Source organism: Vibrio sp. V42_P2S4T144 (genome assembly GCF_009904715.1).
In the GTDB taxonomy this organism is placed as follows: Bacteria; Pseudomonadota; Gammaproteobacteria; order Enterobacterales; family Vibrionaceae; genus Vibrio; species Vibrio alginolyticus.
Genome location: NZ_WXWS01000136.1, coordinates 1 through 16083, shown reverse-complemented (window position 1 = coordinate 16083; position 16083 = coordinate 1). Strand labels below are relative to the sequence as shown.

16 protein-coding genes are annotated in these 16083 nt (G+C 45.3%); 6 read left to right on the top strand and 10 right to left on the bottom strand.

Annotated features, from left to right (window positions below; genetic code table 11):
* The first annotated feature begins 61 nt into the window (after positions 1–61).
* Entirely contained in the window at positions 62–676 is a 615-nt protein-coding gene (locus CAG68_RS04500) for an outer membrane beta-barrel protein (RefSeq protein WP_005373936.1), read from the top strand.
* Positions 677–836: 160 nt separating this feature from the next.
* On the top strand, positions 837–2504 hold the full coding sequence (locus CAG68_RS04495) for an ABC transporter substrate-binding protein (RefSeq protein ID WP_054729940.1): 1668 nt from the start codon (positions 837–839) through the stop codon (positions 2502–2504).
* Positions 2505–2579: 75 nt separating this feature from the next.
* Here CAG68_RS04495 and ompV read toward each other — a convergent pair whose 3' ends face one another.
* The 4 genes from ompV to CAG68_RS04475 form a co-directional block, all read right to left on the bottom strand.
* Positions 2580–3356: an outer membrane protein OmpV gene (gene ompV, locus CAG68_RS04490; RefSeq protein WP_017635134.1), complete on the bottom strand. Its 777-nt coding sequence runs from the start codon at positions 3354–3356 to the stop codon at positions 2580–2582.
* A gap of 221 nt (positions 3357–3577) precedes the next feature.
* A complete protein-coding gene (locus CAG68_RS04485) occupies positions 3578–4111 on the bottom strand; it encodes a copper resistance protein NlpE (RefSeq protein ID WP_005373930.1) in 534 nt (177 codons plus the stop codon).
* A gap of 261 nt (positions 4112–4372) precedes the next feature.
* Entirely contained in the window at positions 4373–5602 is a 1230-nt protein-coding gene (locus CAG68_RS04480) for a quaternary amine ABC transporter ATP-binding protein (RefSeq protein ID WP_086047542.1), read from the bottom strand.
* Positions 5595–6494 (bottom strand): ABC transporter permease, encoded by a 900-nt coding sequence (locus CAG68_RS04475; protein ID WP_005373926.1) that lies wholly within the window; start codon positions 6492–6494, stop codon positions 5595–5597. The genes CAG68_RS04480 and CAG68_RS04475 overlap by 8 nt, the downstream gene beginning before the upstream one ends.
* 500 nt (positions 6495–6994) lie before the next feature.
* Between CAG68_RS04475 and CAG68_RS04470 the strand changes: the two genes are divergently transcribed.
* The 3 genes from CAG68_RS04470 to nqrM are packed head-to-tail and all read left to right on the top strand — an operon-like array spanning position 6995 to position 7999.
* On the top strand, positions 6995–7285 hold the full coding sequence (locus CAG68_RS04470) for a DUF134 domain-containing protein (RefSeq protein ID WP_005373924.1): 291 nt from the start codon (positions 6995–6997) through the stop codon (positions 7283–7285).
* Positions 7282–7788: a NifB/NifX family molybdenum-iron cluster-binding protein gene (locus CAG68_RS04465; protein WP_005387209.1), complete on the top strand. Its 507-nt coding sequence runs from the start codon at positions 7282–7284 to the stop codon at positions 7786–7788. The genes CAG68_RS04470 and CAG68_RS04465 overlap by 4 nt, the downstream gene beginning before the upstream one ends.
* Before the next feature lies 1 nt (position 7789).
* Positions 7790–7999: a (Na+)-NQR maturation NqrM gene (gene nqrM, locus CAG68_RS04460; RefSeq protein WP_017635136.1), complete on the top strand. Its 210-nt coding sequence runs from the start codon at positions 7790–7792 to the stop codon at positions 7997–7999.
* Here the strand turns inward: nqrM and CAG68_RS04455 are convergent.
* The gene (locus CAG68_RS04455) at positions 7977–8789 is read right to left on the bottom strand and encodes an aminoglycoside phosphotransferase family protein (protein ID WP_161440828.1); all 813 of its coding nucleotides are present in this window, start codon (positions 8787–8789) and stop codon (positions 7977–7979) included. The two genes, nqrM and CAG68_RS04455, sit on opposite strands and share 23 nt — an antisense overlap.
* Positions 8790–8976: 187 nt before the next feature.
* Between CAG68_RS04455 and CAG68_RS04450 the strand changes: the two genes are divergently transcribed.
* Positions 8977–9171, top strand: coding sequence for a hypothetical protein (locus CAG68_RS04450; RefSeq protein WP_005373920.1), 195 nt, complete (start codon positions 8977–8979; stop codon positions 9169–9171).
* 75 nt (positions 9172–9246) lie between these two features.
* Here the strand turns inward: CAG68_RS04450 and fusA are convergent, their stop codons facing one another.
* The 5 genes from fusA to CAG68_RS04425 form a co-directional block, all read right to left on the bottom strand.
* Positions 9247–11271, bottom strand: coding sequence for an elongation factor G (gene fusA / locus CAG68_RS04445; protein WP_054729939.1), 2025 nt, complete (start codon positions 11269–11271; stop codon positions 9247–9249).
* Positions 11272–11564: 293 nt separating this feature from the next.
* Complete coding sequence (gene dgcA / locus CAG68_RS04440; RefSeq protein WP_054729938.1) at positions 11565–12557, bottom strand: N-acetyl-D-Glu racemase DgcA; 993 nt, start codon at positions 12555–12557, stop codon at positions 11565–11567.
* A 50-nt stretch (positions 12558–12607) separates the two neighbouring features.
* A complete protein-coding gene (gene dgcN, locus CAG68_RS04435; protein ID WP_005373907.1) occupies positions 12608–13612 on the bottom strand; it encodes an N-acetyltransferase DgcN in 1005 nt (334 codons plus the stop codon).
* 101 nt (positions 13613–13713) lie between these two features.
* Complete coding sequence (locus CAG68_RS04430) at positions 13714–14595, bottom strand: LysR family transcriptional regulator (protein ID WP_005373905.1); 882 nt, start codon at positions 14593–14595, stop codon at positions 13714–13716.
* A 154-nt stretch (positions 14596–14749) separates the two neighbouring features.
* Positions 14750–15958, bottom strand: a complete 1209-nt coding sequence (locus CAG68_RS04425) for an MFS transporter (protein WP_042523295.1) — start codon at positions 15956–15958, stop codon at positions 14750–14752.
* Positions 15959–16083 lie beyond the last annotated feature (125 nt).

Below are 16083 nucleotides of genomic sequence, written 5' to 3'. Positions count from 1 at the left end.
GCATGGCATGCTTAAGGATGGGCAAAACACAACCTCAATAATTAACAGGCAGTGAAATACAATGTTTAAAAAAACATGGCTAATGACAGCCCTTCTAGCAACATGTTCTGTTGCAAACGCAGCTCCTTACGTTGGTGCATCTGTAGGTCAAGCATCGTTTGGTGATGTTAATGGCTCTATCAATGGTGGTGGTACTAACGCTAGCACTAAACTTAAACTTGAAGATGACTCAAGCCTTTCAGGCAAAGTATTCGGTGGTTACAAATTCAACGAATACATTTCTCTAGAAGCAGCCATTGGTGGCTACGATGCTTTAGACGGCAAAGTTGTTACTGTTGGTGATATGAAGTATCTATCGATTCAGCCAAAAGCGACTCTACCGATTGGCGATCGTTTCAACCTTTTTGCTAAAGCTGGTCTTTCTTACTTCAATGCTGAATTCAAAATTAGCAACTCTGTGATTGACGGTAGCGCAGGCCATACCACCATTTCTGACAGCACTGTAACAGGCATGTACGGTTTAGGCGCAGAGTTCGCTATTACTGAAAACTTTGCTCTACAAGTTGAATGGGAATACATGATGCCTGAGCTAGACATTGCGAAATTTGGCAATGAAAAAGTAACGGTTGATGCAGACATCAATGTGTTCTCTGTAGGTATGAGCTACCGTTTCTAAGAATACTTATTCAAGTTACCTCTTGGCTTAGTAAACGTTTTTGACTTCTGTTGGTCGAGCTGAGTCCAAGCTTTGAATTTGTTTAGATATAGCACAGGAAGTTTAGTTGCTAAGCGTCCTGTGCTATTTTTTTGCTTTGGAATAACTCTTAGGAATCTTTGTGAACGATGTCAATCTTAGGTATCTGGATCTACTGTTAAAGCACTTTGAACCTCACCAGTATCACCTTGTTACGCTTTCTGAGCTAGAAGCGGTGATTTGCACGTCGAGGCGCAATGTTTCTATTGTGATGAAAAAGCTTGCCACTTACGATTGGGTCGATTGGCAACCTGCGATTGGCCGAAGTAACGCTAGCCGTCTCAGTATTAATATTTCCCTCCAACAAGCGATGACCGAGTTTTTGGTTGAGGAGCTTGGCAGAGGAAGAATGAACTCAATAACGAAACTTATTGATTGGTTCGGTCAAACCGCGGTTAGAGCACTAACTATCGCATCTGAAAAAGTGAATCGATTGAATGAATCAAATAACGCTATTTTGATTTCTTCTTACCCTTGGGTATCCAAAATCGACCCTGCGAATACTTACCGTCACACTGAATTACACGTCGCGAAAAGCGTTTATGATGTATTGCTGACCCAAAATTCCAATGGTGGTATCGAGCCATCGTTAGCACACGAATGGAAAATGGAAGGCAAGGTAATGACGTTATGGTTGCGGCCAGGCATATATCGCCATGATGGCGAGCCCCTTAACATACAGGATGTGGTTTGGAGTATAGAAAGACTCAGGGAGATAAAAGGACCAGTTCACGAGCTCTGGCAATGCATTGATAGCGTGGTTGCAGAAACATCTAACTGCTTAAAAATCATATTGAAGCATCCGAACAAGTTGTTTCCATACATGCTAGCAACTCCTCATGCGTCTATTCTGTGTCGAGATGTCGTCTCTTTCGGTTCTAGTTATTCCTACCACATAGGGACTGGGCCATTTAAAATCAGCGGCTGGAACCAGGAGAGTATGACTCTTGAAGCGCACAAAGAGTATTTTTCAGCACGCGCATTGTTAGATCAAATAACGCTGTCTCATGGTGATGTTAAAACCTTAAATATGTTGAGCTTTAACCAAAGCTCCGATCACGTTGAAGTGGAAAAAATTAGCGCATTTTCATATCTGACCTACCGCGAACGCGCGGAATCCCAACTCACAAAAGAGACTTGGTATCAACTCGCTGATTACATCCATGTGCAAAAGCGAATTTATGATGCGCCAAGTGCCGTTGACAGCATTCAGTTAGAGACTCATGAGCAAGATTTATCAATAACAGATGGTGGTGTGATACCTAAACTGAAAGGTAAAGTGGTATTAGCTGAACCTGTCTGGACGATACCGAGTTTAATTCGTCATTCCGAATGGTTGCACAGTGTGATTCGTGCAACGGGATTGGAGTTGGAGATCGTCGTTATTGATGACATTAGTTTTCCTGAGGTAGTGTCTCACCAAGCAGATTTGCTCTTCATTGAGGAAGTCATGGAAGCACCATTTGAATATGGCATCTTCGAATGGCTGTCGATAGCAACTGGACTGCGTTTTAGTTTTGATCAAAGCCAGATGTTAAGCCACAGAGAAAAGGTTCGCAGGGCGATGGCTGATGATCACTCGCTGCAGTCTTTATTAAACCTAGAGAAAGCGCTGCGCGATCAGTACCTATATTTGCCTTTGTTTGTTGGCTACGAAGAAGTGACAAAAACACAGCAAGTGCGAGGTGTGCAGGTGAAGAATACAGGCTATAGCGACTTACATAGGTTATGGATTGCTCATTCACACTAACGTCTGTGTGCAAGATGATGCAAATGTCCAACGCATAAAGCCATCGAAATGATGGCTTTATAAGGGCGTGTCGGATTAGAAGTTGTACGACACACTTGCGCCAACAACCCATTGGTTTGCACTATCAACGATAGAAGAGTCGCTGATACCGCTGCCTAGGCGCGTGTATTGTGTCATTTGGCTTACTTGCCAGTTGTCGTTGATTGGCATAACAAGTTTGTAGCCCACACCATAGCTTACCGTTGAATCACCTTTGTATGCTTTGCGGTTTGCGTTTGCTTCGCGTTGTTTTACACCAAAGTAATAATCTACGTAGTCTTCACTTTGATAAGTTAGGTTAGCAAAAGGAACAAAATCAACACTACCGAATTTCATGATGTGGAAGTAAGTCGCGCCCGCTAAGTAACCTTTGTAAGCACCACTGATATCGTGCTGAAGGTACGTAGAAATGACGTTGTTTTGATCCAGTGTAAAGTCTGCGTTTAAACCTAGATCGACGGCGAAACGGCGTTTATCTGTGCCTTTTAGGCTTTTCGCTGTATCACCGTCGCGCATTACACCGCTACCTACAAGGTAGGCACTCATGTTGATTAACTCATTGGTGTTACCGAAGAAGCGGTAGTTAATGCCACTTAGGTCGGCATTAAAGTCGTCACCATGGTAACCACCGTTGAGAATTGGTGCTGTATTATGCTTTTGATCTTTGAAAAGATCGCTGCCTTGAGCCACACCAGCTTCTACGTTCCAACCGCCTTCGTTGTTGTAGATGTTACCGTTACGAATGTAAGTATCGCCAGCGAAAGCTGAGCCAGCAGCTGTCAAAGTAAGTAGTGCAATTAATGTTTTTTTCATCATTTTTCCGAGTTGTTCTGTTTTGTTTTGAACACTGTACAAAATGATGTTGTAAGCATCTATCGGCAAAGCGTATGGAAATGTAATGAACAATCAGGGTAAGAAGCAGAATGTTGCTTCAGAATAGAAAGGTTGCTGGAATAGCTTTCGTTAAAATAACGAAAAATCCGAGCTGGGGTGGCTCGGATTTGAGGTATTTATCAGGTATTGATACTAACTTCTTACTGTTTCGTTAAGTTGTATAGTGGTGCTAGGTCACCCGTTACTTTTTCGCCATTCATGTCTAGCTTCATAAGTACGTTTTCACCAACAAAGTATTGGTTTGGTGCATCTTCATTTGTCAACGTTACGATGCTGCCATTTGCGTCCCAAGTGAATTGACCTTCAGATTTTGATTGACCGTCTTCTTTGTCTTGGTAGCTTTCTTCAAGTACGTAAGTGCCATCTTGATTTAGTGTGATTGTCATATCGATACCAGCACAATCCGCGCAAGGTAGTGTTCCTTTGTAGGTGCCGTTCCAGTCCAGAGCACTTTGTGCGTTGTGTTCAGAGTCTACAAATGTCTCTTCAGTAATTACCTGTTCTTCTTCTACTGGTAACGTGTCAATTGTCTCAGTCGTAACGTCTGCACTGGTGGTGACTTCAGTTTCCGTTGCCTGAGGTACTTCAACTGCGCTTGTTTCGGCAGGTTTCTCATCTTGACAGCCTGCAAGAATGATTACCGCGCCTGTTAGTGCCAACATTGTCTTTTTCATTTTATCCCTCTTTAAATCAAGATTTTGTATGAGAGTAATAGTAGACATTTATCGAGGATTTGCGTCATCAAAAAGCAATAGAATGATCTAACTATGTCAATAAAACCGGATATGAGCATGAAATTGTCAGGAAAATCAGAACAATGTAAATGTTGCTTTGGGTATCAAGCTTGAGCCCACAGATAAATATCTAAAAAGGGGAGTGGGAGTGAGTTAATTGATAACAGCCCACATTGTTGTGAGCTGTATTATCAACATCATCTAAGAAACGTTATTGAAGCTTGAGCGTGAAGTGCCTCGTTTTGTGCTTCGTTGATCAGAAAACAGCTCCGCAATAACCTGACGATTTAATTCGCCTTTCAAATGGCCGTGCTCATCGATGACGGGCAGTGAATGTTCACACGACATGACTTCAGTCAGCACTTGCTCAATGGCTAAATGTGGAGAGATGATAGGCACCTCTTCATAGATATCATCACGCCAATCTGATATATGAGTTAACTTCGCTGCGTTTAGCAATCCTTGCTGTGTTATCACGCCTTGATAGCCTGCATTGGTCTCATGGTAGGCATAATCACGTTTAACACGTTTCATTTCACTCAGCGCATCTTCAATGGTTTCAGCGCGAACACAGTACGAAGGTGGCTGCATCAGCGTTTCGACCGTCAGTGCTCGCGCTCTATTGACGTCTTTTACAAAGGCTTCAACGTACTCATCGGCAGGATGCAGTAAGATTTCGTCCGGTGAACCTTGTTGGACAAGTTCACCGTCTTTAAGAATCGCGATGCGATCGCCAAGTCGAAGCGCTTCATCTAAATCATGAGTAATGAAAATAATGGTTTTGTGCAGCTTCTGTTGCAGCTCTACCAGCTGATCTTGCATTTCGCTCCGAATCAGAGGGTCCAATGCCGAGAAAGCCTCGTCCATCAACAGTATTTCGGCGTCGGTAGCCAGTGCCCGTGCAAGGCCCACACGCTGTTGCTGTCCACCCGATAGTTGAGCAGGATACTGGTGCTCATAACCCGTCAGTCCAACGGTTTCTAACCATTCATTTGCTTTTTCTAAGCGCGCCTCTTTATTCATTCCCTGAACTTCCAAACCATATGCGATGTTGTCGATAACAGTGCGATGAGGCAGCAAGCCAAAGCGTTGGAACACCATAGACATCTTGTGACGGCGAAACTGTTCAAGCTCTTTGTTAGAAAGTTGCATGACATCCACCCCTTCTACCAAAATCTGCCCCATGGTTGGATCGATTAATCGGTTGAAGTGGCGAATCATGGTGGATTTTCCAGAACCGGATAATCCCATAATGACAAAAATTTCACCCTTTTGAATTTGCAGGTTGATGTCTTTTAGTCCGACCGTGTGGCCCGTTTCCGCTAAAACCTGCTCTTTACTATGTCCCAACTTAACGCGCTCAATCACGCTATTGGGCTTGGGGCCGAAGATTTTATACAGACCGCTGATTTCGATAAGTGGACTAGTCATGTTTTGAGTCTCCTAAATGAGCTTGAGTGCGTTTCGCATACGCTTGCGAAGCACGATCAAAAAGGATTGCTAGGGCGACAATTGCTAAACCATTGAGAAGACCAAGAGTGAAATATTGATTGGTAATAGACTTTAGAACAGGCTGACCTAAACCTTTTACCCCAATCATTGATGCGATGACCACCATTGACAGTGCCATCATGATCGTTTGGTTAATTCCCGCCATGATGGTTGGCATTGCAAGCGGAAGCTGAACCCCAAAAAGCCGTTGCCGAGTGCTGGCACCAAATGCGGTTGCGGCTTCCAATACTTCTTTATCAACTAGACGAATGCCCAAATTGGTTAAACGAATAACCGGTGGAATCGCGTAGATCACTACTGCAATAAGGCCAGGAATTTTCCCGATGCCCAATAACATCACAACTGGAATGAGATACACAAATGCCGGCATGGTCTGCATGACGTCGAGTAATGGTGTTACCACCGACTGAATACGATTAGAGCGCGCCATAGCGATGCCGATAGGGATACCAAGTGCTATGGCAAGCATAGTACATACAGTGATGATACTGAGCGTGCGCATAGTGTCTTCCCACATTCCAAAATAGCCAATCAGAATCAGCGAACCAAAACATGCAGCGGCCAGTTTCCAAGAGCGGCTGGCGGCATAAACGAGAGTGGTGCAGACACCTAAAATAATGAACCAAGGTGTAGAAATCAGAAGTTTTTCAAACCAGACAAGAAAAGCAAGGAGCGGATCAAACAGAGACTCAATGAGTTCACCATACTCGCGAGAGAAATCTCTATAGGCGCCGTCGAGTGTTTTGCGAATCGCCCTGAGATCAGAGGCATCCATTTCCGGGAATTCGCTGAGCCAATTTGAGTCAGACATATGTACTTCCTTTTTCTGATATACCTAAGCGCTCTCAAGAAACTTAATTTGGCAAGAAGAGTAGGGCACCTAGGCCAAGTAATGGTCGTTCGACAGGTTCTGTATCGAAAGTATTACCCTTTAAGCTCAGGCCAATGTCGTCAAACTTCTCTTTTTCGTTCCTTAGGTATACATCCTTTTAAATAAAACAATCATTAGTGTTCAAACTAATGATTTGCTTGGATTATAGTTTTTCTTCTTCAATAAAATGAACACATTAGCGTGTATTTGTATGAAAAATCTGCGCAAACTAACGTTTTTATTATCCGGTTAATTAGAATTGATCTTTTTGTTCGTTTATCATCAAAATTCCTAAATTATTAGATGTCTAATTAATGCTGATGTATTACGTATTTGTCGTGTTGATTTTTGCAAACTTAGTTTATTGGCATATGCTAAAAATGTTATTGGCATATGCCAGTTTAAGGCGTAATTTGACTCTGTGTTTTTGAGGGACAATGATGGCAAGACCAAAGATAGAAAGACGAATATGCGGACGTGCGGCTCACCACTGCTTTAAGCCCAATGGCATTCCATTTAATCAGTTGGAGCAAGTCGCCATATTACCAGAAGAGTTAGAAGCGCTACGTTTAGCCGACTTAGAGGGGCTTAGCCAGCAGCAAGCTGCGGAGCAGATGGGCGTTTCTAGACAAACTTTTGGTAACACAGTAAAAAGTGCAAGATTGAAAGTCGCAAAAAGTTTAGTTGAAGGTCATGCATTAGTTTTTCCGAATGAGGAGTCAAACTTATGATTTATGCTATTCCTAATGATGGTGAGCGGGTGGCAAACCACTTTGTAAAAGCACCATACATCGCTATTTATTCTGATACTGACGGTATGCTAAAAAACTTAGCGAACATTGCTTCTATGCCACAAGCGGGTTGCAATGCGAAGTCTCAGTTGATTCAGTCTCTACAAGGGTACAATGTGGATGCTGTTCTTGTGCGAAATATTGGTGAACGTGTATTGGCAAAGCTACTTAGCAGTGGCACGCCAGTATTTAGGCTGTCTACTCGTAGTTCCTTGGAAGATGTGCTTGCGGTTCCAAGAGAGCCTTTGATTGAGCCCTCTCAAGGACGCCCATCAAACAATCATAAGAAAAGTGTTCACAAACAAAAAGGCGGCTGCGGCTCCTGTGGTTGTGGTGGCCAAAAATCAAAACCCTCCTTGTTGGCAAGACCTAAGGCGCTACTCAAAGCAACATCTAGCCCTGCTATACTTAAGCTAGAGTCGATGGCTAATAAGGCAGGTTAATATGGTTTGGTTATTTACCTTTCTTGGTTTTCTCGCAATCATTTTGTTGATGTCACTTGGCGTCATTTTTCATAACAAGCGTATTCAAGGAAGTTGCGGCGGTTTAAACAACGTCGGTGTTGATAAAGTATGCAACTGCGAAACCTCATGCGCAGAACCTGAAAGGCGTTTATATCAAATCTCAGAGCCTAACTCATCACCTGAGCGCTAAGGCTTTTGGCCCATTGCGGCAAGGTTCGTCGAAACCAGTCCAAATATTTGCTGGTCTGCGGATTTTTTCTGGAGACCAGTATGTTGACTACCTCGACGACGATCCACGCTTTTGCTAATCCGATATCGCGCGCCAATTCTGTTGTTTCACCTTTCTCGGCGCACTTTACATACTTGCCTGCCACCTTCAAGTAATCATCAAATGTGCCCATGCCCTCGATGAGCGGCGCTAAATCTATCGCGACATGCCCTGTAGAAAAGCGCTCCCAGTCGAACAGCACCAGCTCGCCATTTCTACGCTGTCCCCAGTTTCCTGCATTCGTGTCTCCGGAGATCAAGTTCTGCCCATCGAAAAGGTGCGCCGATCGTTGTTGTAGCTGGTGGAAGAACTGTTCTGTCTCTGAGCCCAGTTTAAGTGTAGTGAGTGCTTGTTGAGTCGCTTGTGGTGTCCACTGGTGGCGGTGATAAATACCATCTGATATTGGTGGAAGTTGGTGCAGTTTGACGAGTTGTTCAATGACTCGATCATCTTCAAGTAAGAATGCTTGCTCGACTGCGTGGGGAACGTATTCAATGTACAGAACGTTTTTCTGGTCGTCGAGTTGAATCAAGCGCGGTACGTGTATTCCAAGCGCGTTAAACTGCTCGGCATAGCGTTGATAAAACGCCACTTCTATTTGAGTAGGGTTACGTTTTTCTATTACTTGGACGCCATCTTTTTCGATGAGAAAAACTTTGGCACTGCCCATTTGGTTGAGTTCTTGTTGCGACACCGGACTTCCTGTCTTCATGTAGAGAGAGCTCACCTTAATCGCTGCACTCACGTTTGCCAATAGCCACGACAAAGTGCCTCAAAAATATTAAATGCAACTGTTTAAATATGATTTTGCTGTGAGTGTCTAAATTTTACACAGTCTCGCCTGTACTCCGATAAATTCGTTCTACGCTTACTATTCGTCTTAATAAAGGAGAACCAAAATGGCTGTAATGAAGCAGGATATTCCAAATCGTGTAACGGTTTACCATGACAATATCGATCAAGAACAAGAGCTGAAAAATGCGATGCTGCCAGAGAAACCGCGCTACTTTAACGGTGCTCCGACTTACAAAGCGAACAGCATCGAAGAGTTTGAAAGCAAAATCAGTCAGATAGGTTTGTCTCTCGATAAATAATTTTTCTTTTACCTAAAAGCGCCCTCAAAATGAGGGCGCTTTTTTGTTTATGTGATTGATTTGAATCTTAGGGAATTAACCTTGTTGTGTACTGCCTTGGCAGACCTGTTTTTGCACTGCTGGTGGCGCAGGCTCGTAATGGCTTAAGGTCATACTAAAGCTGCCTTCACCACCAGTGATAGAGCGTAATCGACGAGCGTAATCTTGCAGCTCGTTTACAGGTGACTTGGCTCTGAGTAAGGTGAAGCTGCTGTCGATTGGCTCGGAGCCTTCGATTAAGCCTCGGTTGCCAGATAAATCACCAGAAACATCGCCAACATTCGCGGTTGGGATGTGCAGTTCCATCTGGACAATGGGTTCTAGCACAATAGGATCGGCGTTGTTAATCGCATTTAAAAACGCTTTCTTACCTGCGATGACAAACGCAATTTCTTTCGAATCGACGGAGTGATATTTACCGTCATAAACGGTGACTTCCACATCCTTAATTGGGTTGCCAGAAATCGCGCCTTCCTCTAACGCTTGCAAAATACCTTTTTCTACAGCAGGAATGAGCGCGGTTGGAATTGCGCCACCCACCACTTTGTTGATGAACTTAAATCCGGCGCCACGTTCGAGTGGACGAACCTTCAATTGCACTTCACCAAACTGACCTGCACCGCCACTTTGTTTTTTGTGTCGATAATGCCCTTCGGCAGGTTTGGTGATGGTTTCAAAGTATTCGACGCTTGGTTGGCAGGTTTCGACGTCCAGTTTGTACACGTTCGCCATCTTTTCTAATGCGACTTTGAGGTGAAACTCCCCTTGGCCGCTGATGATGGTTTCGTTGGTGCGAGCGCGATGTTCGATGCGCAGAGAAGGGTCTTCACTGGCAATTTTATTCAGCACATCTCCTAATTTTTGCTCATCTCCACGCTTAAGAGGCTTCAAGCACAAAGAATACATGGAGTCAGGAAGATCCAACGTTTTGAGTTGAACTCCATCTTCTTCGTGAGAGTCATGAACGATTGAATCGAATTCGAGATCATCCACTTTGGCTAAAACGCAGAAGTCGCCCGCAAGCGCGCGAGGGATCTCGGTTCTATCTTTGCCCTGCAGTTGATATAAGTGCCCAACTTTAAATGCCTTGTTGCTTTCGCCAATATAAAGCTGGCTGCCCGCATTGATTTCCCCCTGATACACACGTAAGTAGGCAAGTTTTCCCATATATGGGTCGACGCTGACTTTGTACACGTGTGCGACGGTGTGCTCTAAGGTTTCGCAATTTACTTTGATTTTTTTGCCGTTCTTTTCCAGTTGAGGAGGGTTACCCTCGTTTGGCATGGGCATGATCTCCGCCAAGGTGCGCAGCAGCAACTCGACGCCCGTGCCGGTTTGTGCTGAGACAAAACAGACCGGAATCACATGTCCAGTTCTCAGTGCTTCTTCAAACGGATCATGCAGTTGCTCTGCGGTGAGTTCGGAGCCTTGTTCCAGATACAGTTCCATCAGTTCTTCATCGACTTCGATGACTTGGTCAATTAAGGTCTCATGAGCTTCATCTACCGTTGCAAGTAAGGTTTCTCGTCCCAATTCTGGTTCGAAATAGCAGTCAACTACAGATTCCCCGTCAGCCGAAGGTAAGTTGATCGGCAAGCAGTGGTCCCCAAAATGCTCAACGATGTTCTCCATCAATCTTTCTAACTGATTACCGTGGTTATCGAGCTTATTGATGATGATCATCTGACATTTTTGCTGCTCTTTAGCAAAGGTGAATAAGCGATCGGAAGTTTGGTTAAGTGGGGTTTGAGGGTCGATGACAAGGGCAGATGTTTCAACGGCAGGAAAAACGCTGATAGTACGGCCAAGTAACTCGTTTTGTCCCGGAGTGTCGATGATATTGAGCCGGTGTTTATTCCAGCGCAGTGCGACTGGCGTTGCTTCAATACTGTGTTGATATTGGATGGATTGAGGGTCGAAGTCGGTAACGGTATCGCCTTTTTCTACGCTGCCTAAATGGTGCGTGGCATCGCAGGTGAAGAGCAGTTTTTCTATCAGCGTGGTTTTACCGGTCCCGGTTTGGCCGACAAAAGCGATATTGCGTATTTTGTTGATAGGCATAGAGCCTCCTTGCAAGATGGCGTGAAAAACCTACGAATTGCTAGGAAGTGGGTTGTTATAGAAACCCACGCACTGCATTGGAGTAGGGCGGGATTACCGCCTATTCGTTTTCCACGTCATTTTCCGGATGACTCGATGCATAAGACCACCTTCTTGGACTACTGGAATCTTAGCATGCCTCAATAACCATATAATTTATGTGACTTATTTCATGATGGGGCTGATTGTCTTTTAATCGAGATCATAAACTCAGAGGTTCTGACTTTTGGAGCAAAACCTCTGGATTGTTTAGGCTATTTGGAAAGAACGATTTCGCCGTCGCAATAAACCAAGCTTGGCGTTACATCTTGTCCGAGCAGCACCGGGCCATCAAGATCGACAACGCTTGCCTGAGTTGCAATAGGTAACGCGGCTCGCATCGCCAGCGACGTCCCCAACATACAACCGGACATGAGGCTAAAACCGAGTTTTTGGGCGTCGTCGGCTAATAATAGTGCTTCAGTGAGCCCGCCAGTTTTATCTAGCTTAATATTCACCATTTCATATTTGCCAACCAACTGATGCAATTGCTCTCTGGTGTGACAACTTTCATCGGCGCAAAGTGGAATGGGGTGCGGAATGCTGGCGAGTACGTCATCGCAGTCTTGTGGCAACGGTTGTTCGATCATGGTGATATCTAGCGGTTCGAGTTGAGCAAATACCGTCGCGAGGTCGAGGCCTTGCCATGCTTCATTCGCATCTAAAACAATTTGCGCGTGCGGCGCAGCATCGCGTACTGCTGCAACGCGATCAAGTACGTGTTCACCATCCAGTTTTACCTTTAGCAGTTTTGCGCCTTGACTAACGTAAGCTTGCGCCTGTTTGGCCATCGCTTGCGGCGTGTCGATAGAAACCGTCATCGCCGTCACAATCGCCTCTGGTAACGTAAAGAGGTCGTTAACCTGCTGCTTGTGGCTCAAAATCGCGTGAAGATGCCAAAGGGCGCAATCCAATGCATTTCTTGCCGCCCCCGCGGGCAATAACGATTGAAGCTGGCTTTTGAGAACCATGACATCAGCTTCGCCTTTGGCATACAAACTTTGCAGTTCATGTGCGGCGTGAGAAATCGCCTTAATCACCGATTCAACCGATTCACCATAACGAGGGTATGGCGTGCATTCACCTTGGGCGGTCATGCCTCGATGTTCAATTGTCACTCGGACTACGTGGCACTCTGTCCGACTGCCGCGAGAGATGCGAAATGGTGTCGCCATGGCAATCGTGACAGGTTCTACATGAATTTTCATCTCACTAGTTTTCCCTAAACCGCAGTTATTTTCTAAACCGTAAATGTTTCTTAAATCGTAAGGAGCCTATCTGCAACCGCATCAACGCCAAAACGTACAGGGTCGGTGACGGGCACTTGGTATTTGTCGCTCCAATCCTGGCATAACTGGGCAGCATCTTCTTCGCTGAGCGCCGAAGTGTTTAAGCAAATACCCACTAATTGAGCGTTTGGATTTGTTAGGCGAGCAGCGGCCAGATTCGCTTCTATCGTTTGTTCAATGGTTGGCAAGCTCGCATGTGGTAAGTTGCGGATGTGCGGGCGACCAATCTCATGGCACAGTATCAGAGCGTCAGCTTGTGCGCCGTGAAGTAATCCCAAACTTACGCCAGCAAACGAAGGGTTAAATAACGAACCTTGCCCTTCGATGATGTCCCAATCGTGATCGGTGAACTCAGGACTGATCGTTTCTACTGCGCCGGAGATAAAATCGGCAACTACGGCATCAATTGAAATGCCACTGCCTGCGATGAGAATTCCAGTTTGACCCGTTGCTTTGAACTCTGCGCGACAGTTTTTACGCTTTAATGTGTGCTCAATGGCGAGGGCAGAGTACATTTTGCCAACGGAGCAATCTGTTCCTACAGTAAGTACTCGCTTGCCTGCGCGAGCTTTGCCATTGCCGACCTTGAGCGGGGCATCATAATGGCGAACATCATACAGTTTGGTTAATCCGCGTTGTTCTAGATCGGCAAGAGGAGAAAGTTCCGCCAAACGTTGGTGCATGCCCGATGCAATTTCAAATCCCATCTCTGCCGCTTCAAGTAAGGTTGCTTGCCAAGCTTCGGGAATGACGCCTCCTGGATTTGCCGTGCCGAGCACCAGCGTTTTTGCTCCTTGCTGCTGCGCTTGTTGTAGTGTCATGTCGGTTAAACCAAGCGATACGGTTTCTGGCGTCAGGCGGATTTGGCCAAGACAAATCTCAGGTCGCCATTGGTATATGCCACGCGCGGTTTTTGCTGCGAGTGGATCGGTTACATCGCCAAGAAAGAGTAGGTAAGGTTGAGCAATTTGCATGATGGTTCCCTTCGTCATCGTTATTGCTCATTAATGTAGCCAGACTGATTTAGGAAACCGAATGCTTATTTGTTAGGCAGGTATAACTTCAGGTTATACCTTTAACCCATCTGTTGTTTTAGGGCGGTGATAAATTGCTTTGTCGCAATGGATTGAGGTGTGTGCTCTGCGAATAAAATAGAGACGGAGAAGGACATATTTGGCTCCAAAGCATGCACGGAAACGGCATTATCTTGGCGATATTGTTTTGCAGTCCAAGGGTCTACAATCGCGAATCCTGCTTCGTTTTTCACCAGTTCAGCCGCCGCGGAGTAGCTGCGGACGGTAATGGCATGTTGATAATGCTCGTCACGCGCTGACAAGGTTTGATGTAACAGCAAGCCCAGAGGGTCTCGGCTATCTAAACCGATAATGGGTAAATCGTGACTGATGAGTTCTTCTAAAGTGACGGTTTTTTCTGTGGGTATCGCTGCGCTTTTAGGGGCAATTAGCGCCAAGTTTTCTTTTAATAACATGTGTCCCATGATCGCTGGTGGCGTTTCTTCACCGAACGCAATGGCGACATCCAGTTCATGTTTCAGTAAACCTGAGCACAGCTCATCGCGATTAGCCGTTGAGAGCTCAAAGGAGATGCCGTGCTCTTTCGACAGCAACGCGACAGTCGGCGCTAACAAGTGTGCGGCCAAAACAGGCGGAGCACCGACTCGTAAATGTTGAGTTCCCTGTTTGACTTTGTTGGTCAGAGAGCGAAATTGTCCGAGTTGTTGATAGACTTTTTCAGCCTCTGGCAATAAGGCTTTGGCTTCTTGAGTTGGAACGAGACGGCCCTTTACACGCTCAAATAAAGCGAAGCTCAGTTGTTGTTCTGTATGGGCGAGAACTCGAGTGACATTAGGTTGGGAAACGTGCAGTAAGCGAGCCGCGCCTGACACCGTTCCTGCTTGCATAATGGCGTAAAAGACTTCTAATTGCCTTAAGTTCACTGCGATTTCTCTCTGCTCATGTTGGTCACCTCAGAATACCCAACCTTGCTGATAAGCGATAGAGGCAAAAGTGCTGGCGTAAAAAATAGGAAGACGATGTTGGTTGCCTTCCTATCTCGCTTTTTCAATTTCTCAACTTCTCAATTTCTATGCTTCACTTTGCTGCTGCATGAAGGGGCAGGTCGTTAAACGGCTCGACGTCTCGGCTGAGTAATCCCATCAAAATCACTGCTAATACCATGACAGCAGCTGCGATTGCAAAACCGTATTGTGTTAGTTCGTAATGACTCAATATTGCAATCAGGACGTAACTGAGAGATTGAATGGTGGTGGCAAACATGCTGATGCCGCCATCGACGCGACCTCGTTGATGAACCGCTACGGTGTGATGCATCCAGTTGACTCTCGCAATGCGATTTAGCGCGTTAAATACGCCAAACAGCGCCGTAAACAATAAGATGGTCAGCGGGCTCATCGCAAAACTCATCCCGATAAGCGCAAAAGAGACCATAACCATCGAAGCGAACATAATGTGGCTATGGGAGGAACGGCTTAGCACTTTGGTGACAATAAAGCCGGTTAGCAACGAGCCGAGGCCAAAACTGATGTTGAACCCTGCAAACCAATCGCCAGAGATGCCTTGTTCAGAAAACCAAATCGGCACCAGTTTGCTCAAATACGTCAATGCAGGATAAGAGAGGCAAGAGAGCAGAATAAAGCCATAAAATCGGGGTTCGAGACGGAATATTTGTTTGCTCTCTTTGAGTTGCGCGATGAAAGCAACGGATTTTGATGCCCTTAATTGTTGGGTATAAGGCGTCAGAATATAGAACATCGCTGCTAACGCAGAGGCGCTGGCCGCAAACAAAGCAAACTCTTTCATACCCCACATTTCAAGCAAAACAATACCCAACGCGCCAGCTCCGAGGGTTGTGGATTGCATTACAATTTCTTGCTGACCCGAAATTTTCGCATACTCATGGTGCTGATAATTTTCTTGGGTGAAGGCGTTGTTGGTCGTCCATGCAAAATTACTCGAAACCCAATACACCAATTGCGCAAAAGCCAGCAACCAGTGTGACTCAAACCCTAACCAATAAGCAATGAACACCACCAAAGCCATACCCGATTGAATCCATTGATTGAGCACGAGTAGTACTTTGCGTGAATGTCGGTCAATTAAAGTGGAAAAGAAAGGCGTTGCTAGAAAAGAAATCGCGGTGCAGCTCAGAGAAACTAAAGCTACGAAAGTGCCCATGTTAGGTTCGGAAAGCATGACCCATGGCAGCGCCATCATGAATAAGCCAGAGGAGATACTGTCGAAGAAGCGGCCAGCTAAGTACGGCTGAGTTTTATTTTTCATTATGTTTGCCTCTAACTCCCGATGGATTTCAAAAGGTTGATGTCCAACTGTCTTGTGGTTAACAACCAAGTCGTTCGCGCTGAATACATTATCTTGAGATCGCCGGGGTTTAGCGTAATTAAGAT

What these genes read in the sequence shown, in the direction of transcription:
- CAG68_RS04425 (WP_042523295.1), bottom strand. Translation starts at nt 15,958, where the DNA reads ATGAAAAATAAAACTCAGCCGTACTTAGCTGGCCGCTTCTTCGACAGT.
- CAG68_RS04475 (WP_005373926.1), bottom strand. Translation starts at nt 6,494, where the DNA reads ATGTCTGACTCAAATTGGCTCAGCGAATTCCCGGAAATGGATGCCTCT.
- CAG68_RS04455 (WP_161440828.1), bottom strand. Translation starts at nt 8,789, where the DNA reads ATGAAGACAGGAAGTCCGGTGTCGCAACAAGAACTCAACCAAATGGGC.
- CAG68_RS04485 (WP_005373930.1), bottom strand. Translation starts at nt 4,111, where the DNA reads ATGAAAAAGACAATGTTGGCACTAACAGGCGCGGTAATCATTCTTGCA.
- ompV (WP_017635134.1), bottom strand. Translation starts at nt 3,356, where the DNA reads ATGAAAAAAACATTAATTGCACTACTTACTTTGACAGCTGCTGGCTCA.
- nqrM (WP_017635136.1), top strand. Translation starts at nt 7,790, where the DNA reads ATGGTTTGGTTATTTACCTTTCTTGGTTTTCTCGCAATCATTTTGTTG.
- CAG68_RS04480 (WP_086047542.1), bottom strand. Translation starts at nt 5,602, where the DNA reads ATGACTAGTCCACTTATCGAAATCAGCGGTCTGTATAAAATCTTCGGC.
- fusA (WP_054729939.1), bottom strand. Translation starts at nt 11,271, where the DNA reads ATGCCTATCAACAAAATACGCAATATCGCTTTTGTCGGCCAAACCGGG.
- CAG68_RS04470 (WP_005373924.1), top strand. Translation starts at nt 6,995, where the DNA reads ATGGCAAGACCAAAGATAGAAAGACGAATATGCGGACGTGCGGCTCAC.
- CAG68_RS04500 (WP_005373936.1), top strand. Translation starts at nt 62, where the DNA reads ATGTTTAAAAAAACATGGCTAATGACAGCCCTTCTAGCAACATGTTCT.
- dgcN (WP_005373907.1), bottom strand. Translation starts at nt 13,612, where the DNA reads ATGCAAATTGCTCAACCTTACCTACTCTTTCTTGGCGATGTAACCGAT.
- dgcA (WP_054729938.1), bottom strand. Translation starts at nt 12,557, where the DNA reads ATGAAAATTCATGTAGAACCTGTCACGATTGCCATGGCGACACCATTT.
- CAG68_RS04465 (WP_005387209.1), top strand. Translation starts at nt 7,282, where the DNA reads ATGATTTATGCTATTCCTAATGATGGTGAGCGGGTGGCAAACCACTTT.
- CAG68_RS04450 (WP_005373920.1), top strand. Translation starts at nt 8,977, where the DNA reads ATGGCTGTAATGAAGCAGGATATTCCAAATCGTGTAACGGTTTACCAT.